This window comes from Marisediminitalea lipolytica (genome assembly GCF_001758465.1).
In the GTDB taxonomy this organism is placed as follows: domain Bacteria; phylum Pseudomonadota; class Gammaproteobacteria; order Enterobacterales; family Alteromonadaceae; genus Alteromonas; species Alteromonas lipolytica.
The window spans coordinates 565,224-585,918 of record NZ_MJIC01000014.1; the positions used below are offsets into that span (position 1 = coordinate 565,224).

Sequence of the window (20,695 nt, forward strand, 5' to 3'; positions counted from 1 at the left end):
AAACCAGGTCATCCAAAGTATCTATAATCAGAACTTTAATCTATTAGAACGCAGCTTTTTGTAGCTTTAATCGTAAGTCGTTCAAAGATAAAATCGAAGTGTACTGATTTATGCTTCAACTCTCAATCTGTTACCGCTGAAGAGCCAATCGCTTCGTAATGTTTGGATATTAAGTCGCTTTCATATACATTACACTGAGTAAAATCGAATGATATTTATTTGTTATGAAAAAGTTTGGATTAGCGCTATTCCGACGGTTACTTAAACTGCTAATAGTCCCTTTGATCTTTGTATTACTGTTTGTCGAGTTTTCCCCCGTAGTTGTTGCAGTTGACACTCTCTCACCAAACGAAATTACGCTAGCTCGCCAGAAAGTGTCTTCCATTTTTCATAGCCTTGCTGCAGATGACACAGCGTTTGAAACATCTCTTAGTAATCAGGAACTTTCTGCGATAAGCGGGCTCATTTCCGGTTTTACACCAAGATTAAAAGCTAGACTCGCAGTTAATCGTTTTGGAATGATTATGGCAGGCAGTGTAAAATTGCCTCTGAGCGAACATGCTTATTTAAATATAGTTTGCATGGTAGAACCGGGTTATTCCGGCGCTGAATTTGGCGATTGTGAAGTAGGCCGGATACCTGTGCCTTCTTTTGTTAGTCTTTTCATCATCAAGCAAGTTACCCGAATTGTCTTTTCAGACGAGGTAGCAGAAACTACCCATCAAATATTAACTACCATAACGCTGTCAGAAGATCACATTAGTTTCCGAGCCACAAAGCCGGATGATTTTTACGCACAAGTAAAGGAATCAGTTGATTCCGCTTCAGATATAGTATCGGCAACTAAAGGACTAGTTAGTAACGATGTGCTAAGGGAAAAAGTTCAGGAATATCTGTACAAACTGGACAAAGCTGAATTTAACTCCAACGAACTTGCAGAACGTGTCGGATTTGTAATGACGTTGGCTTCAGTTGATACGATCAGTGATGATGGCCAGCCGGCGTTATATAATCAGGCTGCTCTATGGGCTTTGTCGGTTAAATACGGCAATCCCGGTTTTGCTGATTTTCTTAATATAGAGAAAAGCAACGTTAAGCAAGAAATCCTGCGAATAAAAGGACGTGAAGATTTGTCTTTGCACTTTTTATATTCGGCAACACTTGAGCAAGTTAGTCTGGAAAGTCTTGGTTTAGGAATCGGTGAATTCAAAGAATTTTTGGATAGTGGCTCAGGCGGCTCAGGGTTTAGTTTTGCTGACATGGCAGCTGATATTGCCGGTCTTGAATTTGCAAAATACATTACCGGGACTGCTGAAAATGCAGTGCGAGCGCAAACATTATTGAGCGGTAAAGCTAATGAGCGCTTATTTTTTCCAGCCATTAACGATTTGTTAGAGGGGCTGAGTTACGACAAGCTTGTTGAGGTTATTGGGGAAAAGGGCAGTAAAGAATATAACAAAGCCATAGCCCGCGTAGAGGATAGAGTACGTAAGGTGCCCTTGTATAACAAAAACGGACTTAATATCTTACCTATAGAGTATCGAAACCCGATTGGTAACAATGGTAAATGGTATGTCGTCGATACTCATATGCACACAACATATTCAGATGGTCATAACAGTATCGATGAACTCGCTCGACAAGCTAGCAACTATGGTTGCGATGCTATTGCGATCACTGATCACGGCGACCATTCACTGAAGTCTTTGTTTTCTGAGGCTTATTATGCCGATGTCGACGCTGCTAGAAAGGGCTATCCCGGTCTTACTATTATGGAAGGTATGGAGTGGAATATACCGCCTTACGGTGGCAGAGAGCATGTAACCGTATTGTTACCAGAGAGTGAAAATATAAGGTCTAAATTTCAATATTTCAGAAACCGTTTTGATCACCATCACCGTTTGACCAAGGATATGGTTTCAGCAAGACCAGCATTGAGCTGGCTAGAAGCCCAGCGCACTGTTGAAGGAACACTTCCCGTTGTTTTTTATAATCATCCTAGCCGTAAAGATGAATATTCATACGAGAACTTTGATGACTTCATTAGTTGGGAATCTCCGGTATTTTTAGGTTTTTCCGGCGCTCCTGGACATCAGGGAATTCGTACTGACAGGAATGGTGCGTATAATACAATCTTTAAAACAATCGATGGCCTTGACCCGGTAGCAGCGATACCCGGGGGAACCTGGGATCAATTATTAGCTACGGGGAGAAGAGTACTTGCCGCGCGAGCTGGCTCGGATTTTCATGACTTTGGAAATGATTATTGGCCATGTCAATTTTCTACAACCCATATTTATTCTAAGAGTAATAAAACTAACGATATCCTTAATGCTTTGCATTCAGGGAATATGTGGGCTCAACATGGTAAATTTATCCGTGAGTTGGATTTTAAAATCAGTTCAGATGGAGATTTAACGGCCACAATAGGTGAGGTGTTGCCAGTTTCCACCAGACAAATCACTATAACCATATCGATTGATCTCGCCGCCTCTGACTGGCAAGGGGATCAACCCTATCTTGATACACTTCAACTCATCGAGGTTTCATCAAATGGGTATAATATTCGGGACATCTCCACCACTAATCAAGAGGGGTTAAAGACCATATTGATAAATATTAACCTTTCAGAGGGGTATCATTATTTTAGATTGCAGGGTAAGAGTAAAACAAAGGGAACACGGCGATATCAATTCTGGACTAACCCAATAGGGGTGGTTTTATAGGTTTACTTTATATAATACATGGCCTTACTTGTACTAGCTCAGACCTGATCTGACAGTTACCCAGTTTTTCTGGTGTCAGCGTAAGATTAGATTTGAGCTAAATTCTTTTCAGCCCAAACCCGTTTTCCATCAGTTAATGTTTCTATTGGCGTTCGGCCGCAGCACATTTTGCCCTGATGAGTCCGTTCATTGTTGTAATAATCCAGCCAGTCGTCCAGATCTTTCTGCAACATTTCCAGTGAATCATAGAGCTTTTTGCGGAACGTCACCTGATAAAACTCATTCAGGATCGTCTTGTGGAAGCGTTCACAGATACCGTTAGTTTGCGGATGTCTCGCTTTGGTTTTGGTGTGGTCAATATCATTGATTGCCAGATATAACTGATAATCGTGCTGTTCAACCTTGCCGCAATACTCAGTGCCTCGGTCAGTTAAAATCCTCAGCATTGGCAGCTCCTGAGCCTCGAAGAACGGCAATACACGGTCATTCAATACATCTGCCGATGTGATTGGTGTTTTCGTTGTGTAGAGCTTAGCGAACGCTACTTTGCTGTAGGTATCAACGAAGGTCTGCTGATAAATTCGACCTACGCCCTTTAAGTTGCCTACATAGAACGTGTCCTGAGAGCCTAAATAGCCAGGGTGATGCGTTTCAATTTCACCACAGGCTTCATCGTCCTGCTTTTTCTTTTCCAGCGCAGCAACTTGGTCTTCGCTAAGAATGATGCCTTCCTTTTCAACCTTGTCTTCCAAGGCAGCTAAACGCTTTTTGAAGTTCTCCAGGTTATGCCGGAGCCAGATGGATCGAACACCACTACCAGAGACGAATACACCTTGCTTACGAAGTTCATTGCTGGTTCTGGCTTGGCCGTGTGCAGGGAACTCTACTGCGTATTAATAACGGATTGTTCCGTTTGTTCATCCACGCGATTCTTAAGGTTAGGAGTGCGTCTGGACTGACTAATTAGCGAATCAACACCGCCTTCTTCAACCAGTTCCTGATAGCGGTAAAACGTATCTCGCGATACGCCCATGACTTTACAAGCCTTCGATACATTACCGAGTTCTACAGCCAGATTGAGTAAACCAGCTTTGTGTTTAATGATTGGATTGTTAGTATGCAACATGAGAGTTACCTTAGGTTTGTTTAATAAAGATTCGACACCTTTATCAAACTGGGTAACTCTCATCTTTTCAAGTAGATGTGTCAGATCTGGTCGGAACTAATTCACCTTACTATTTAATTTGTTCTCTTGTAGTTGTGCTTAACAAATAGGAAAGGGCATAATGTGTAAAAGATGGGCAGACTAAAATGATAAATTTGACTAGCTCCACAATAATTGCGCAGCGTAATCTGCAACTACTAAAAGTTCAGATGTTTTTTTCAAGCTAAGGAAAGATTTTGCTTTTTAATTCTGTAGAGTTTATTTTCTTTTTCCTCCCAACATGTTTATTTCTCTATTTCTCTATTGCGAAACGTTTTGGTAATGAGAAAGCACTCAGCAGTTTGATTTTTTGTTCACTTTTCTTCTACGCATGGTGGAGTCCAGTTCATCTTCTGTTATTGCTATTTTCTATGGCATTTAACTATTCTTTAGGCTCATATCTTAACCATTCAAAGAACAAGTCCGTTCTGATTTTTGGGATTGGAGCTAACCTTTTTCTGATTGGATATTTTAAGTATGCTAACTTTTTAGTCGATAATGTTGGTGTACTGGTTGGGACTCAATTTGAATTCGACAAAATTGTATTACCGCTTGCTATCTCATTTTTTACGTTTCAACAAATCGCGTATCTCGTCGACTCCTACAGGGGAATCACTAGGGAATACAAGTTTGGACACTATGCACTATTTGTGTCTTTTTTTCCGCAACTCATCGCAGGGCCGATTGTTCATCACAAGCAGATGATGCCGCAATTCGAAAGTCAAAAATCTTATGCATTTGATGCCGAAAATTTTGCGATTGGCATTAGTATCTTTGCTGTCGGTTTGTTTAAAAAGGCAGTTCTTGCAGATGGTGTCGCGATTTATGCGAATCCGGTTTTTCATAACGTAGACAATGGTGTAAGCGTTGATTTTTTTTCTGCATGGGGTGGCGCTTTAGCTTATAGCTTTCAATTATATTTTGATTTCTCCGGCTATTCTGACATGGCGATAGGTCTTGCAAGAATGTTTGGCATTGTGTTGCCTCTCAATTTTTATTCACCATATAAGGCTACCAGTATCTCTGAGTTTTGGCGGCGTTGGCATATTACACTATCGACATTCTTACGGGATTACATTTACATCCCATTGGGGGGCAATCGAGTAGGGCAATTCAGGCGATACAATAATTTAATGATCACGATGTTATTGGGAGGCCTATGGCACGGAGCCGGTTGGAACTTTGTAATTTGGGGGGGCCTTCATGGTTTATACCTGGCAATTAACAGTTATTGGCAGGTTATCGCAACGAAGTATTCATTTGCTTACAGATTACGACTCACTTGGCTAAGTTGGCTTTTAACCTTCCTTGCTGTGGTTGTAGGTTGGGTTTTCTTTCGTGCCACTACACTGGATGGAGCGTTGAACATGTTAAGTGGAATGGCCGGGTTAAATGGAGTTGCAATACCTAATGCCATTTTTGTCAGATTAGGTAGTTTAACCAGCGTGTTAACAGAGATAGGCATATCACCAGGTCAAGAGGGAGGCGCAGCTTTTGTCAAAACCTGGTCATGGATAGTAGTTTGTTTCATCTTGACGTTAAGTTTTCCTAATGTGTATGAACTATTCTCAAAGTACAACGCAGCCCTGGCCGAAAAAGGGGGACAATTTGGAAGCGCATTCACATTACTTGCGTTACCTTCATTTAACTTTACTTGGAAAATGAATGTCACCTCTGCATATATCTGCGGAATTTTATTTGCTTTTGGTCTCTTAACGCTTTCTCAGGTAAGCGAATTTTTGTACTTTCAATTCTAATTAAGGCATGAGTAAGAAAATGAAATATATCCGGCATTTTGTCTCTGCATTCATTCTTACTATATTAGGAATTGGAGGAATTAATTGGTTTATTGATCCCTATGGTATGCATTGGTCGCCTAAAATTACAGGCATCAATAAAAATAAAACTGAAGCAGGTAATCGTGTTAGGTTGACCAAACAGTATGTTGTCGATTCTCTTCGACCAGAAGTTGTTATTATTGGTAATTCACGCGTTGAGATCGGCTTGGACCCCAAAAGCCCTATGTTTAACCACTGGACGGTTTATAATTTCGGAATACCCGGAGCAAGCTTAAAGTACCAGATTACAAATGCCTTACAGCAGATAGAATCTAACAAAAACTTACAGCATCTTATTGTAAGCTTGGATTATCTTGATTTTTTATACAAAGAGTCAGCATCAGAAATTATTACACCTATTGATGAATTAGAAGCTAAAAAAGACTTAGTTGAATTATTTTCTGAACGTACACCACTTATTTTATCTCTTGATGCTCTTCATAGCAGTATTTTAACTATCCTTACTCAACAATCCCGCACCAGTCGCATAACTTCTTTAGGGTTTAACGATGCTAAGAGTTTTGAAACAACTATCAGTACCGAAGGGAAGAAGCCGCTCTTCAAGCAGAAGCTATCGAGTTTAAAAACAAGACTGGAAAATAAGCACTTAAGCTATCGTCCGGCGCAGTGGAAGGGGATGGGGCCAGGCTTTGAAATGCTTGCTGAGCTCATTGACAGAGCAGTTGCGAACGAAATCGAGCTGACATTATTCATCAATCCTTATCATTACAGTTATCTGCAATTACTAAAAGACTTGGGTTATTGGCCTGACTACCTCGCTTGGAAGAGGCAGCTAGCAGGATTTGTGAATCAGCAGTTTAAGCAACAAAGATTGTTTGATTTCAGCGGTTTTAATCAGTATACCAAGGAGCCGGTTAATTTAAGTCAACCCAAAGTAGAGATGGAATGGTTTTGGGAACCGTCACATTACAGAAAGGAACTAGGCGATTTACTGTTGCGAGAATTATTAAATAATAACTCTCAAGTTGCGTTGGCCAGAACTTTGAGCGTAGAGTCAATTGATATACTTTTAGAACAAGACAATATTGGTCTTGCTGAAACGGCAAGCCAATGGGAGGATTTAAAGTTAAAACTGGGGTTGTCACTCTGACTTTACGGAGTTGAAGCCACAGTTTGCCGGGATAGTAACAATAGTAGTCAGTTATAACAGTGGTTGAGTAGAAGTTAGTCGACTTATCAGTTATCGTAGCGTTTAGAGAATGTTTACTAAGAATTCACCACCATATGCTGTTCCCAACATTTAGTTTTTTGTTTCTTTTTCTGCCCATTACGTTCCTAATCTTTTACGTTTTTTCATTAAAGTTTAAAAAGTTTTCTGTTGTAACTATTCTTCTCACAGCTTCTTTTATATTTTATTTATTACCCAATTACAGTCATGCCCACGTAATTTTAAGCTCAATATTCGTAAATTTTCTATTGTCCAGGCAAATATTGCTGAGAAATAAGCAGACTGGTAAAAAAATACTAGTAATAGGAACAATTTTTAACTTAAGCGTTATTGGTTATTATAAATACGCTTTTTTTGCTTCAGATATATTCAACTCAGTATTTGATAGTAATTGGTTTGTGGCGGAGAAACTGTTACCTGTTGGCATTTCTTTCTACACCTTTCAACAAATCGCTTTTTTAGTCGATACTTATAAATATGGTAATACGCAGTATAAGCTTTCTCATTACTCATTATTTGTTTTGTTTTTTCCTCAGCTAATTGCTGGGCCAATTGTTCATCATTCTCAGTTGATGCCACAAATTGCATCTCTTAATAAGAAACTGTTCAATTGGGATATGTTTAATATAGGCTTGTTATTTCTTTGTGTCGGTGTTTTTAAAAAAATCATTTTAGCAGACACTTTTGCCCGAATTGCAAACCCAGTATTTGCCAGCGTGGATAATGGTGCAACTTTGTCAATGACCGATAGTTGGCTGGGCGCTATCGCTTATACATTACAGTTATATTTTGACTTTTCGGCATACTCAGAGATGGCAATTGGGCTAGGTCTGATGTTTGGTGTAAAGCTCCCGTTAAACTTTTTTTCGCCCTATAAAGCGGCTTCTATCGTAGAGTTTTGGCGACGCTGGCATATGACTTTATCTGCCTTTCTAAGGGATTATCTTTATATTCCTCTTGGTGGAAATCAAAAAGGTAAATTCAGAAAATATATCAATCTATTTTTGACCATGTTGTTGGGCGGCTTGTGGCATGGTGCAGGTTGGGGGTTTATTTTCTGGGGAGCTTTGCATGGTACTTATCTAATTATTAATCACTTTTCGAGATATTGTGGTCTAAGTCAATACTTGCCGAAGACATTTAGCATCATCATAACCTTTATTGCAGTCGTGTTTGCATGGGTATTTTTCAGGGCTGAATCTTTGGATGGAGCTATCAATATGATAATTGCAATGGTTGCTCTTACCGATACACCTAATCAGTTTTTTATCCCTTATCAGTTATTTTTTATTTTTTGTGGGCTTGGTATTGTGTTCGGGTTGCCTAATGTCAATCAGACGCTTAATTATGAAGGGGTTGACACACCAACAGCGCAATTAACTGAGAAATGGAAATGCCTGTCAATAAAACCTGGGATAGCATTCGCTCTTGGCGGCTTAGTTGGATTAACAATTATGTTCATGCCAGAACCAACAGTGTTTATTTATTTTAATTTTTAATATGAATATCAAGCAATTAACGGGCAGAAGATGAAGTCATATAAGAATCTCAGGTTTTGGATCTTAAGCTTGGTAACAGCGATACTGGTTATTAGCATAGTAAGTTTGATACCTCATGATGGTTACTTAAGATATCAGTTGCTTGATGTGGGAACCTATAAAAAATCAAAGTGGATATATGAACGTGTACACTTCAGTAAAACCCCCATCGATGTTGCTTTTTTTGGTACATCACATACATTGAACGGCATAGATAGTGAGCTTGTTGAGAAAAGTGTGAATGCTCAACTTGACACTCCTCGACACGTAGTAAATTTTTCAATTCCACATTTTGGCCGGGATATGCACTACACACTTATTAAGCTTTTATTAGAAAAGCACAAACCAGAGCTTATCGTGTTAGAACTCCGAGAGTCAGAAGCGAGAGATTTGCATCCTGGTACGCATTACCTCGCTGATTCACTAGATTTGCTAAATGCTCCCTTAATACTTAACCTTCGGTATCCAGGGAATATAATAAGAGTGCCGTCTAGAAATTTAAAATCTTTACTACATGAACTTGCTTATCCTTTTACTGACAAAGTTTTACGGAATGATGATGTAGCTGATCACAACAATATGGCATTGTCTTTTTATGATGGGCGAAGCAGAGATATTTTTATCAGCCGAGAGGAATTAGAAAAGCAACGTGCGGCTGAGCAAAAAGCAGCGCCATATAAGTATCAGCCATTACCTGAATGGAAGTCATACTTATTTTATAATGCAAATATTGAGTATCTGAAGAAAATTAAAGCACTAACAGACTCAAAAAACGTTCGATTAGCTCTTTTATTTTTGCCAGAATATGGAACTACTTCTATCCCATTGCGACACCCGCTGATTCAGAGGGATATACCGCTAATTAAGGCTCCGATGTCGTTTTATCAGCGTGACGATGTGTTTAACGACTTAGGCCATTTAAATAAACGGGGGGCAATTGTGATGTCTGAACTTGTAGCTGGAGAAATTGTAGGGCGAATTGCTAACTAAGCTGGCTGGTATTGCCTTTTTTTTATTATTACTATGCTTTTTGCAACCCATCAGGTTCCAAGTGAATATAACATGTATTTTCTAATTGTTAGTTCGTACACATGGTTAAAGATACTTCTAAAATCAGGCTCGTGATACCCACATTATTAAATCCTCTTAAAATCCATTGTTTAGAAAATTATATTGGAAAACTACAATGAACTCACTGCCCATATCCGTCGTGATTAACACCAAGAACGAAGAAAACAATATTGAACGGGTGCTTAAAAGCGTGTCTCAATGGATCGATGAAATTATCATTTGTGATATGCACAGCACAGATAAAACTATTGAGATTGCAAAAAGTTACAATTGTGTAATAACGTATTATGACGATATTGGCTATGTTGAGCCGGCCAGGAAATTTGCTATTGAAGCTGCTACGAATGAGTGGATACTTTTACTAGATGCTGATGAAGTTGTTGATAGTCGGCTTAGAGAGTGGATTAAGAGCACTTTTCAGGCACCGGATGAGCTGGATTTTGATGGTGTTGAATTACCATGGATCCAATACATGTCAGGAAAAAAAATTGAGTATTCCGATTTTGGTAATCAGCGACATATGAGGCTGTTTAGAAAATCAAAGTTTAAATTCTCTGATATGATCCACAGTCGAAGACAAGCTATTGGTGATGTAAAAATAATTACTTTGTCTAAAGAGCAAGTTGGTTTAGTTCACTTTAACTGTGCTAGTTTTAGGCATTTTTTGAGTAAGATTAATCACTATGCTTATGTTGAGGCACAAGACGTAGTTGAAGAAAAAGGGCAATACACGCTAACGGTTAGTAAAGGTATAATTGCATTTGTAAGGAGTTTCGTAAAAACCTTCATTAAGCTTAAAGGTTACAAGGACGGTATTCATGGATTACATATATCTTTATGCATGGGGCTGTATAGCTTTCTTGTAAGGAGTTATGCTAATGAAATTTATCATCGAGGTAATGAAAAATTAATCTATAAACTATACGATGAAGAAGCAGAGAAATTAACGAGTAAAAAATAGTGTCAAATGTAAGTGAGTTAGCCACTAGTAGCCTAATTATAACGAGAACAATAATATGCTTTTAAAAGAGCTTGCAAAAACGATATTTAAAGCGTTAAAACCTTTAAAAACAACAGATTTTGATGATTTGTTGAGTGTGGCAGATACTCTTCAGGAAGACACTAAAACGGATAATTATCAGGTTCATTTTCTTTGGGTGGAAGGTACGTTATCAACACTCGAATTATTATGTATTAACAGTTTTGCTAAAAATGGCTTTGACGTAATTCTTTGGCACTATGGTGACATCACTAATCCGCCCGAAAATGTCAGTTTAAAGGACGGAAGAGAGTTGATAAATGAAGATCGCATTTTCACTTATTCAAATGGAAGTTTGGCTGGATTTGCAGATTTATTCCGTTATAAAGTTCTGAGTGTATATGGTGGTATCTGGGCTGATACAGATGTTATTTGTCTAACTTCAAAAAAGCAGTTTTCGCAAAATAAGCAGCCTATTCTCGTATCAGAAAAGCTGAACGGAATTATTAAAGTGAACAACAATTTTATTTTTTGGCCTAACCCTATTAAAGGTGACTTTATTGATTTAGCTTATTCATTTTCTGATGCGTTCCTGCCGGATAAACAATATTGGGGTGATTGTGGCCCGAAGCTTTTGCATTCTTTAGCAATAAATTATCCGCATTTGACCCCGCGAATTATGTCTCCTTCATTTTGTAATCCATTTGAGCATACCAAATGCCCATCGATATTAATTACGCCTAATACAAAAATAGCAGAATCAACCCTCTTTCTTCACTGTTACAATGAGACTTGGAGAAGAAATAAAGTGGATAAAAATGCTTCATTTCCAGAAAGTAGTATAATCGGCCGTTTATCTAAATTATATCTGTAGAGAGGGGGGATGAGGTGTTAGCGGAAAAAATTTATTTTTTTAAGGAATTGGGTTTTTCTTCACTATTCAGAAGCAACTTCGAGAATAAAAAAATAAGCGATATTGCTTATTTTAAATCCAAACTCAAGCCTTACGTAGATGATAGCAATATATTATTTATTCATGTACCAAAAGCAGCAGGAACTAGTCTTGTAAAATCAATTTATAAAAGACAAGACTGGTGTCATCTCACCTATCAAGATTATGAAAAAATATTTGATGGTTTAATTTTCAATAGTTTTTTTAAGTTTTCTTTCGTTCGAAATCCTTATTCAAGATTTATTTCAAGTTATAATTATTTAAAGCGCTCGCAACTGTTCTTCGACAAGATCTGGACTAACAGTAATATTGGAGATAAGTCAATAAGTGAACTTTTAGCCATTTTTAATGATTTAGATAATGTAGACAACTTAGCAATTGATCATTTTCGTCGTCAGAGTTATTTTCTAAATGGCCCTGTTGACTTTTTAGGCAGACAAGAGTCTTTTAATGATGATTTAATCAAATTAAGCGCTCTTATTGGTAAGGATATAACAAATATTCGTGAAAATGTAAGCGATGACGTTAACAAAGAACCTCTATGCTCTAAAGATAAAGCCATTATAGAGAAAATATACCACTCTGATTTCGAATTATATGAAACACGAAATTAAATATGTTTCTACTTAGCTTTATGTGATTAAAATAAGACTTTAAGGCGGGAAGAATTTAGCCGGTTAAGTTAATTTCAAGGAAACTAAATTTGTCTGAAGTACGCAGTCAGATATTGTCTATTCAGGTATTACGAGCAATAGCAGCAACCTTAGTAGTTGTTGGTCACATCCTTTCAAGACTTGGTCATATCTACGGTAACAATAGCTTCATGTTATTTTTTGATTCGATCTACAGTTGCGGAGTTGATCTGTTTTTTGTTATCAGTGGTTTTATCATGATAATGATCTCAAAAGACAAACAATATTCTAATAAAGAAGCCCTTTCGTTTATTAAAAAGCGTTTTATTCGGATTTACCCAATTTATTGGATAGCTACTGCCGGACTCGTTTTTTTATTATTAGTGCAGTTTCAATTAAATCAAGACAGTTCTGTCCTTGAAAGAATAGGTAACTGGCAGTTTTTACTCAAGTCTTTCCTTTTAATCCCTGTGGTCGATCCGGCGGGTAATTATTTTCCAATTTTACAAGTAGGTTGGACTTTAATATTTGAGATATTTTTCTATATTTTGTTCTTCGTGAGTTTGTTTTTTACAAAAAGTTACTTCTCTCGTTTGGTTTTTTTATCAGTAATAATCTTTTCATTAGTGCTTTTACAAATAAGCTTGCAAGAATATTCATTAGTATTGCTTAGCTATTATGGAAGTACTATCGTAGGTGAATTTTTGCTCGGTTGTTTAATTGCTTTTATAGTTAATAAAAATGGTACGTGTACTATCAGTACAGGTATCGTAATTACTTCTATAGGTGCGCTATTCTTAATTCTGTCAGGATTTCTCCCTGAAGACTATCATAGTAGCCATTTAGGTGAAGTGCGTTTTATTAAATGGGGAATCCCGGCTGCAATATTATTGTACGGCGCTCTATCTCTAGAAGCCCTAACGCCAAGAAGTAGTTGGCTTGTTTTACTTGGTGACTCCTCTTATTCCCTTTATTTATTCCATACAGCAATAATCCTGCCTGTTACTGCTGAAGTTTTTAACTTGATGAATTTATATGAAACTCTGGGTCTGGCGGTCACTGCAGTAGTGTTTTTAATCATTTGTATTCTAGGCTCATTATTAATACACAAACTTCTTGAACTACCACTAACGCGTGCTTTATATCGTGTACTGTTGAAGTAATTGAAAAGGCGAATACAAAAGTTTTCTCAGTTAACTTCATTCAAATAATTTTTTATAAAAAGCGCAGTGGTGAGAAATCTTTTCACTAACAAAATCGCTCTCTATTAATGAAAGAATATCCTTTTCTTTTTCGAGTTTATTTGTCCAGACAGGAGATAAATTTTTATCTCCAATTCCAATAAATTCTGTAATAGCAGGTATTTTTTCGTCTATTTCACTTGTTTTAACAATAATACACTTATCTGATGGAATTTTACTGAACAGAATTTCATATTGTTCCGCATATTGTTTTAGATAAGCTTCAAGTGAGAAAAGGCCATGTTCCTCTAAAATTTTCTCTTCTTTAGCAAACCCATTAAAATGACGGCTCCAAATGTAATCTCTGTATTTTTTCCACTCTGGAGGTGATTTATAGTGATGGTAATTCAATCGACTTTTTAGCCAGGATTTAGGCTCTCGCACGGTAACCACAAACCTCGCTTCTGGGTAGAGATCAGTAAGAAAAGGGGCGAGGTAGCCAAGGGGATGTGACGACTCTAGCTCTAGAAACAGACGCTTGTCTCGTTTTTGTAGTTCTTTTCTGACCACATTTTCGCTAATGCTGTTTTGCAGAAATTCTATAACGAGATTCGTAGTTTGTGTAACTTCAGGTTCATGGGCGGCTCTTATACATTGAGAATACACATGAGAGATTGATGTTGTGCCAGTCTTGGCTGCACCAACACAATATACATGGCATTGTCGGTCACGAAATAAATTTCTAATTCTATTAATTGGCATTAAGATAGCGCCTTATTTTTGAATGATTCAATTGCCGCTAAAACATCTGAAGTCTTGGATTCAAATACGCTATCATTACTTAATGTTGGAGTCTTAGTGGCTACTTTTCGCAATATATTTTCAATTTTATTAGTCTTTATTATTGTTTTTATTTTATCCAACATGCCTGACTTTTGAGTTTCCCATATAGGCGGGAGTTCTATCGCGTCGTAGTCTAAGCCCATGGATTGGGTCCAATCCTGCCACTTAAAGCTAAGAATTTGATGCGAGGTAACGACGGGAATCCAAGGCGTTCTATAAGAATCCGCAAAGATTGCGCCATGCATTGCTGATGTTATTAAAAGTTGACTGTTGGCTATTTTAGTAAATATATCCTGTTCATGGTCACTAGGAGAGATATAGTCCATTCCAATGCCAAGCACTATCCTTTTAAGGGCTGGTGAATCCATGGTGATATGGGGCATAAATGATACTGGGGCGCTACTCTCTGATTTTTCAACGGGTCTCAACTTCGGGATAAGAATAGCAGGGTCCGTAATTGCCTTACCCATTGGCTGAGATAAATACTTTGCTGTCAGTGGGCCTCGTAAGAACTCTATGTTCATCTTTTCTCTAAGCTTAAAGGAACCGGTATCATAGCCAAAGCCACTACCTAACACATGATACTCATCTGCCTTTGGCAGGTTTTCGTTGAGGACAGTACCGATCCCTACCAGTAAAGAATTTGGGTATTTTTCTAATGCTTCATTACCAAGGGTTTCTTTCCAGAACCATTTGTTTATTTCATCTCCAATATTTTTTTTCTCACAAATATGGTGGTGTATTTTCACTTGGATTCCTAATTTACTGTATTGGTAATAGTCATTGATTTTAGATTTTGAAGGCTTTCTTGAACAATATTAGCGTACATTTAGCGAACCACTTTAAGGAAAACCTACAAACGAGTGCTTTTAATGCGTAATATGCAGCTGAATCGATATCATTCTCGCTTAATCTGGCTTCGGTGATTTTTTTCATTACGTCACTGGTTTCTTTAAGCATTCTTTCTCGCGGTTCGACCCCGTTAAATAGGGATTTCTGGTAAAGAGTTAATTGATAGAACAGTTTTTTGTTTAAATCTATCGAAGTGGATGCCGTGTTCTTAGTTGGGATGAAATGACGGGATACAACTTTTGTTGTTACAAGTGTCGCCTTCGATTTATTTAAGAGACGGAAGTAAAATTCTTTGTCTTCTTCGTAATGAATCGTTTCGTCAAAGCCAGCTACTTGGTTAAATAAGCCTTTCATCACAATAGTACAGTTCAAATGGCAAAACTGCCCTTTTTGTAGAAGCTTGTAAGAGTCAACAAGGTAGGTATCGTTGGACAGTGTATTGATCGAAATCTCACTAAAATTAATGTTCTCGATCCAAATGCTGTTGTTTCTAATTGGTTTGTCTAAGTCATTGTCGCGGATAGCTTCTTGCTGGGAAAGGTAGACTTTGCTATCGAGGCAGTTATTTAGATAAGTGAAAGCCGTATTTAAATGTGTGTTATCTATCCACTCATCATCGTCATCTAAAAAGGCGATGATTTCGCTTGTAGTCTGATATACACCATAGTTTCTTGCAGCACTTGGGCCAAATGCAGAAGTACCCTCAGGAGCCCTTAATGCGAAATATTTAATCTTCGACTGTTCTATGGCGGTTAATTGTTGATACCAAATTTTCGTCGAATTCGTCTTCCCGGTATCAACTAACACGATTTCCCAATGAGTTAAGGTTTGTTCTCTAACGGAATTGATCGCACGCTCGAGTAAATGTACACGATCGCGGGTCGGGATAATAACCGAAATTTTGCTTTCAGCTTCAGTTACAGTCATTGTTTTGCAGAACTCAGCGTTTTGTGTCGGAGATTTTTGACATTATTTAGATAGTTAAAAGCATCCTGCTCAAATGTTTTTAATGAAACCTCGTCCTGAGTGTAGGGCGTTATTCCAGCCTTTACTGTTGAAGAATGAAAAGAGAAGATCAGGTGGCCTACGCCAATTCTGATCAAAGATTCAGTTAATAACCCCATTTCTTTAGCATTAAAGCCTTCGGGTGACAATCTCACTTTACTTACACCAAGTAACCTCAATAATACTTTGCCCAGGAAGCTGTTATTGAGTCTGTCCAGGTTACCTGGTGTTTTATTCAGATAGTCGGTAAAAAAAGGTAGATAACTTATAAAACCGGTGCTGTGAGGAATGCAACGAATACCTTCAATCATCACTTCATCGTTATTGTACTTTGAGAAATCAGGCCCTTCCTGATAGCCGTAATCAGTGAATGGCGTAATACTTAAATCTACTTTGTAGCCTAACTCTTTGAGAATTTTATGACTGTTCTTGCCAATACCGTAGCGGCCCGCTAAGTAAGTAGTAGGGCGGTAGCCGGTATGTAATTCGATTAGGTCAGTAAGCGCAGAGAGCTTTGTCTTTTCGATATCCTCAGGCAAATTGCCGGGGTAAGAGTCACGCTCTTGAATTTGGTCTTCATTGGCGAAAGGAGGGTTCACCCAGGGGTGTAGATGAGCCGCGAATTCGATGTTGTCAGTATGATTCTTCTTAAAGTGACGAATTACATTCTGACCTTCATCAGAGCTGACAAATGCATAGTCCATAGCAAACACAATATTTGCGCCTATCGCGAGCAATTGTTCGCAAAACTGAACAAGCTCCTTGCCATGGCTGACCCGGTTATTTGAAGCAAAGAAGCCACTATCCCAGTTGAACTCTTCTTCGGTATGGATAACTACAGACAATTTCGTTTCTTTAGTATTCATTAGGCCAACACTTTTGAACATCCAAGCGTAATTATATTATTCTTTTAACATCAAATAACGCTCAAATATATTCTTAAGCGCTTCAATTATCAGATGATAACAGTGTTTTACAGCGGCTTCACCACCACCATAGGGGTCATCAATCTGTTCGTGATACCCTAAACCGGGTGGAATAAAATGGGCTAAGTTAAAAACGTGCTCAATATCATAGTATTTATCAATATTGCTTTGGTTTTTCTGATCAAAAATAAATACGATATCGTTATCGGAAAGGTCTTGTTGGAGTAAAAGTTTTGATCTATGGAGCTCAAGGTCGATACCCAGCTGGGCGGCCATAGTGATACATTCTACTGGACTTGGGCGTTTCTCGTTCTGATGGAAGCCATATGAATCAACGGTAAAGTCTAAATGTGTATTGCTAATAAAAATCTTTGCAAAGGCCGCAGCCAGGGGGCTTCGCATAATATTGCCATAGCAAACAAACACAAGCCTGCCCGTTCCTTCAAGAGTATACAGTACTCTTTGCAGTGCCAGCATATGGTGTTCTTGATTTTCTTTGACAAACTTTCCATGCAGTTTATCAAGTACCGTGGCGTTAAGAAGTTGTTTGAATTCTTCCCTGAACGGTGCAGGGTCTTGCTTGCTGTAACTATCTATTTTCTCATTCGTGATTACACGAGCAAAGCTGGCAAGGCGTTTCAGGGTATTAGTAATACTACTCAGTTGGCCGTCATTTTTTGCCAAAAACTGCATTTCGGCCCTAGTGTCATAGATGTCACTGGTAAAACTTCTGGCATAAGCATTTAAATTATAGTTTGCTGATGGCGTATCTCGCAGTGTGTAATCACCTAGTAGATATTGTGCATAGTAACGGGGAAAATCGATACCAGCATGAATGGCCAATGGCAAAGAGCCCCAAAAACGGGCATTAACCTCGATTAGAATCCACTCATCTGTTACGTAGTTCTTTTTAAATTCAAACATACCCACGCCGTCATAGCGTGTTTTTTCGCATATTGCTATACAAGCCTGCGCCATACCGGGATCAACTGGTATCGCCTTTCTGTATGAGCTGCCACCGCCAGATCTTGGCTCATTGACCCGGGTATGAGCAAATAGGAACTGAACTTTACCTTTGCAAGCGAACAACGACACCCCTTCGCCGGTTCCGCTAAAATATTCTTCAACTAAAAACTGTTGCCCTTTGACGTCTGCGTGTTTGATATAGTGGTCATATTCATTTCTATTGCTAATGATAGCCACTTTATTCCTGCTTGAGAGTTTGTCTTCGTTAAAAGACTCTGTAGGCTTAATAACAAACTTATCAGTAAAATCCCGAGATAGATCTTCGTAGGAGTTGTCGGCTAAATAAATTAACTCACCACGGGCCACTCTTACGTTGCATTCGGTTGCCAGTTTTTTGGTTAAATGTTTATCGAATAAGTTGTCACGAACTTCCTTGTTTGGCAGCGCCAGCTTTGTCTGAGAGTTGATTTTTTCCCGATGGCTTATAAGTGGATAAATAGCACGTTCATCACAGGGAATGACTAAATCATAATGGTTACTATTGATGCTCTCGATAACACACTCAATCCATTCCTCTATGCGATAGGCCTGGTAGTTAAAATGCCAGGCATGGTTTATCCATTTCGATTTTAGGGCGGGTGATGTTTTGTCGTAACACACCACATCAACTTTAATTCCCATCTCGCCAAGGGAGCGGATTACACTAAGAAAACTGCGGGTGTCTTCGCCCAAAACCAAAGCTGAAATCATGCTTTAGGCACCTCAAGTACACTGAATACCGCGTCAAAACCCAAATCACCAAGATTCCAGTGTTGCAGTACTTCATTTGAAAAAATATCAACTAACAGTAAGGTGGATTCCTGTGAGCCTGATAATTGTCGTTTCGAAGCTCTTGGCTTACTCATTGCAATAAGAACTTGCTCTGAAGTAATGGGGGTAATGCCCCGAAACCACCCCTTCCAATGTGGAGCCACAATAGCCAAGTCAATATCGGTACAAAGTTGCAGGGTTTTTTTATCAAACACCTTTATTCTTCCATTGACCGTTGTGAAATAAATATACTTGCCCTTGACTACGCCATCATGAACCAGCCCATCGCCAATAAAGATACGCCGTTGCGGGTTGTTCACACACACCGCGTCCATATAATCACAACGTGTTACCCATACTTCATCGCCTAAAGTAAAGCAATAGTTCGGATGCGCCAGGTGAGGCTTGGTCGAAGGGACTGCGCGTAAATCTTCAGGCAGATTTTGTCGGGTACACGCATTGACCACCACCGGAAGTGGCGTTAACTGTTTGCTTTTTAGACTCATTTGCATAACGCAGTCTAATCCGGTGTCCGCAATAAACAAGCTATTATTATGTTCTATAACATGATGGAGGTCGTTAAAGCATTTATCTGAATAACAATTTTTTACTGTCATTGAATCAACGCCGACTTCCAGTATTTCTGTTTCTGTGGTTAACCATAGAGTGTTTCCAGAAATATGCCCGGACTTGAAAGTAATGTTCGTATCAGGGGCTTGAGTTGCAGTTCCAGGTTGATACGTTAAGCGATTGAGTTCCCGTAAAGGTCCCGAAGAATCAACATCTAACTTTACTGCCAAGGCATTATTATATTGCGGTTTTGAAGCAGGATTTAGTACTCCACCAGTAATGATGAGTTGTCGTTCAGCTAAATAGGTTTCTGTTTCACGTTTCTTGTATTTAATTTGATGTTTAATAAAACGCAATTTTTCTTCGAATTTAGCTTTCAGCGTTCGTCGTTTAAAATTATTAATTAATATGGGCGAACATTGATTAGCGAGAGAGCGTTTATACTGAGACTCCCCTCCCATAAAGTCGTAACAGGCTTTTCCTTCGTCTATGTAATGACTAATAGCCAGGTAATGGCTCACAAGGCCCGGCTTAGTATGGGCTAATGACTGATCGTAGACGTTTGCCGAAAGGTAAAAATAAACAGTGTCTTTTTCTTTAAAATTATAAAGATAAGAAATGACTTTAGAGCCGGCAGTGACTTTAATGAAATCGAGTTCATTGACCTCGAAAGCTTGTTGGATGAATCGGCGATGAAAAGAAACAAATACTGGGTTGGTAAATCCACTGCCGACATCCGTGTTTTTCCAGCGAGCTATATGATGAGGCGCAGCTTCTTCGAACCATGCCAATGCTTCCAAGACTGATGCTGCAATGTTAAACCGAATTGGACCATATTTTTCATATTCCCGAATACTTCGATTAATTTGATAGCGAGTATTACGTGACAAAGAGGCGAGATAATCCTTGCCACTTAAAAACTCGTTTAGTCTCGTTTGATAGGTATGGCTATACCAATTCGTTTTCTGTTCCAGTTCAAATAGCTGATATGGGGCTAAGGCTTCTTTTATAGAAGCACCGACAACAAACTCATGCCAATTCAAATGTTCGACGCAGTAATCGATTAAAGCCAAACGTATCCTTCTTTCATCCTCTTTTTGGATTAAAAAGTCATTGTATTCAATCCAGGGTTGGTCAAGAAGCTCATCGCCAAAACGATTCAGATAGGCAAACTTTTTGAGGCCCACGCTAACAAATACCAGAATTCCCGCCCCAACTAACTCTGAGCCTTGTCGTGCAGCTAAAAAAAGACAGCGATGATCCTTAAGGTTGTGGAAGTAACTGTTTATCCAATTCCAGTTCAAAAAGGGCGCTTTGTTTGAGCGAGCAAACAAGGCGCTCCAGTCGCTTTTCAAACTGTCGATATCGTCAAGCGTTTCAACGCTAACCTGAATTGTAGTCACTCCGTTCCCT

15 protein-coding genes and 1 pseudogene are annotated in these 20,695 nt (G+C 38.7%); 9 read left to right on the forward strand and 7 right to left on the reverse strand.

Annotated features, from left to right (window positions below; translation table 11 throughout):
* Window positions 1-224 precede the first annotated feature (224 nt).
* Window positions 225-2,726 (forward strand): CehA/McbA family metallohydrolase, encoded by a 2,502-nt coding sequence (locus BFC17_RS13500; RefSeq protein WP_070176992.1) that lies wholly within the window; start codon window positions 225-227, stop codon window positions 2,724-2,726.
* Window positions 2,727-2,812: 86 nt separating this feature from the next.
* On the opposite strand, the pseudogene BFC17_RS13505 reads toward BFC17_RS13500, so the two are convergent.
* Window positions 2,813-3,852 (reverse strand): annotated as a pseudogene (locus BFC17_RS13505) (IS481 family transposase).
* Between the two features lie 275 nt (window positions 3,853-4,127).
* On the opposite strand from BFC17_RS13505, the gene BFC17_RS13510 reads away from it, so the two are divergent.
* From BFC17_RS13510 to BFC17_RS13545, 8 genes are all read left to right on the forward strand, one after another.
* Window positions 4,128-5,687 (forward strand): MBOAT family O-acyltransferase, encoded by a 1,560-nt coding sequence (locus BFC17_RS13510; RefSeq protein ID WP_070176993.1) that lies wholly within the window; start codon window positions 4,128-4,130, stop codon window positions 5,685-5,687.
* A 19-nt stretch (window positions 5,688-5,706) separates the two neighbouring features.
* Window positions 5,707-6,879, forward strand: coding sequence for a hypothetical protein (locus BFC17_RS13515; RefSeq protein ID WP_139142079.1), 1,173 nt, complete (start codon window positions 5,707-5,709; stop codon window positions 6,877-6,879).
* A gap of 341 nt (window positions 6,880-7,220) precedes the next feature.
* The gene (locus tag BFC17_RS13520) at window positions 7,221-8,456 is read left to right on the forward strand and encodes an MBOAT family O-acyltransferase (protein ID WP_175439572.1); all 1,236 of its coding nucleotides are present in this window, start codon (window positions 7,221-7,223) and stop codon (window positions 8,454-8,456) included.
* A gap of 30 nt (window positions 8,457-8,486) precedes the next feature.
* Complete coding sequence (locus BFC17_RS13525; RefSeq protein ID WP_070176996.1) at window positions 8,487-9,485, forward strand: hypothetical protein; 999 nt, start codon at window positions 8,487-8,489, stop codon at window positions 9,483-9,485.
* A gap of 196 nt (window positions 9,486-9,681) precedes the next feature.
* Complete coding sequence (locus BFC17_RS13530) at window positions 9,682-10,527, forward strand: glycosyltransferase family 2 protein (protein ID WP_070176997.1); 846 nt, start codon at window positions 9,682-9,684, stop codon at window positions 10,525-10,527.
* Between the two features lie 55 nt (window positions 10,528-10,582).
* Entirely contained in the window at window positions 10,583-11,419 is an 837-nt protein-coding gene (locus tag BFC17_RS13535; RefSeq protein ID WP_070176998.1) for a glycosyltransferase, read from the forward strand.
* A 14-nt stretch (window positions 11,420-11,433) separates the two neighbouring features.
* Window positions 11,434-12,111: a sulfotransferase family 2 domain-containing protein gene (locus BFC17_RS13540; protein ID WP_070176999.1), complete on the forward strand. Its 678-nt coding sequence runs from the start codon at window positions 11,434-11,436 to the stop codon at window positions 12,109-12,111.
* Between the two features lie 89 nt (window positions 12,112-12,200).
* Window positions 12,201-13,292, forward strand: coding sequence for an acyltransferase family protein (locus BFC17_RS13545; RefSeq protein WP_070177000.1), 1,092 nt, complete (start codon window positions 12,201-12,203; stop codon window positions 13,290-13,292).
* 36 nt (window positions 13,293-13,328) lie between these two features.
* Here the strand turns inward: BFC17_RS13545 and BFC17_RS13550 are convergent, their stop codons facing one another.
* Genes BFC17_RS13550 through BFC17_RS13575 form a run of 6 tightly spaced genes read right to left on the reverse strand, consistent with a single transcriptional unit; the run spans window position 13,329 to window position 20,685 of the window.
* Complete coding sequence (locus BFC17_RS13550; protein ID WP_070177001.1) at window positions 13,329-14,072, reverse strand: sulfotransferase; 744 nt, start codon at window positions 14,070-14,072, stop codon at window positions 13,329-13,331.
* The gene (locus tag BFC17_RS13555) at window positions 14,072-14,902 is read right to left on the reverse strand and encodes a polysaccharide pyruvyl transferase family protein (protein WP_070177002.1); all 831 of its coding nucleotides are present in this window, start codon (window positions 14,900-14,902) and stop codon (window positions 14,072-14,074) included. The genes BFC17_RS13550 and BFC17_RS13555 overlap by 1 nt, the downstream gene beginning before the upstream one ends.
* 40 nt (window positions 14,903-14,942) lie before the next feature.
* Window positions 14,943-15,932 (reverse strand): glycosyltransferase family 2 protein, encoded by a 990-nt coding sequence (locus tag BFC17_RS13560; RefSeq protein ID WP_070177003.1) that lies wholly within the window; start codon window positions 15,930-15,932, stop codon window positions 14,943-14,945.
* Window positions 15,929-16,876 carry a polysaccharide deacetylase family protein gene (locus BFC17_RS13565; RefSeq protein WP_070177004.1) on the reverse strand — a complete coding sequence of 316 codons (948 nt, stop codon included), beginning with the start codon at window positions 16,874-16,876 and terminating at the stop codon, window positions 15,929-15,931. The genes BFC17_RS13560 and BFC17_RS13565 overlap by 4 nt, the downstream gene beginning before the upstream one ends.
* A 36-nt stretch (window positions 16,877-16,912) precedes the next feature.
* Entirely contained in the window at window positions 16,913-18,652 is a 1,740-nt protein-coding gene (locus BFC17_RS13570; RefSeq protein WP_070177005.1) for an arsenate reductase/protein-tyrosine-phosphatase family protein, read from the reverse strand.
* Entirely contained in the window at window positions 18,649-20,685 is a 2,037-nt protein-coding gene (locus BFC17_RS13575; RefSeq protein WP_070177006.1) for a GNAT family N-acetyltransferase, read from the reverse strand. The genes BFC17_RS13570 and BFC17_RS13575 overlap by 4 nt, the downstream gene beginning before the upstream one ends.
* Between the last annotated feature and the right edge of the window lie 10 nt (window positions 20,686-20,695).

What these genes read in the sequence shown, in the direction of transcription:
- BFC17_RS13500 (WP_070176992.1), top strand. Translation starts at nt 225, where the DNA reads ATGAAAAAGTTTGGATTAGCGCTATTCCGACGGTTACTTAAACTGCTA.
- BFC17_RS13515 (WP_139142079.1), top strand. Translation starts at nt 5,707, where the DNA reads ATGAAATATATCCGGCATTTTGTCTCTGCATTCATTCTTACTATATTA.
- BFC17_RS13525 (WP_070176996.1), top strand. Translation starts at nt 8,487, where the DNA reads ATGAAGTCATATAAGAATCTCAGGTTTTGGATCTTAAGCTTGGTAACA.
- BFC17_RS13530 (WP_070176997.1), top strand. Translation starts at nt 9,682, where the DNA reads ATGAACTCACTGCCCATATCCGTCGTGATTAACACCAAGAACGAAGAA.
- BFC17_RS13535 (WP_070176998.1), top strand. Translation starts at nt 10,583, where the DNA reads ATGCTTTTAAAAGAGCTTGCAAAAACGATATTTAAAGCGTTAAAACCT.
- BFC17_RS13550 (WP_070177001.1), bottom strand. Translation starts at nt 14,072, where the DNA reads ATGCCAATTAATAGAATTAGAAATTTATTTCGTGACCGACAATGCCAT.
- BFC17_RS13560 (WP_070177003.1), bottom strand. Translation starts at nt 15,932, where the DNA reads ATGACTGTAACTGAAGCTGAAAGCAAAATTTCGGTTATTATCCCGACC.
- BFC17_RS13565 (WP_070177004.1), bottom strand. Translation starts at nt 16,876, where the DNA reads ATGAATACTAAAGAAACGAAATTGTCTGTAGTTATCCATACCGAAGAA.
- BFC17_RS13570 (WP_070177005.1), bottom strand. Translation starts at nt 18,652, where the DNA reads ATGATTTCAGCTTTGGTTTTGGGCGAAGACACCCGCAGTTTTCTTAGT.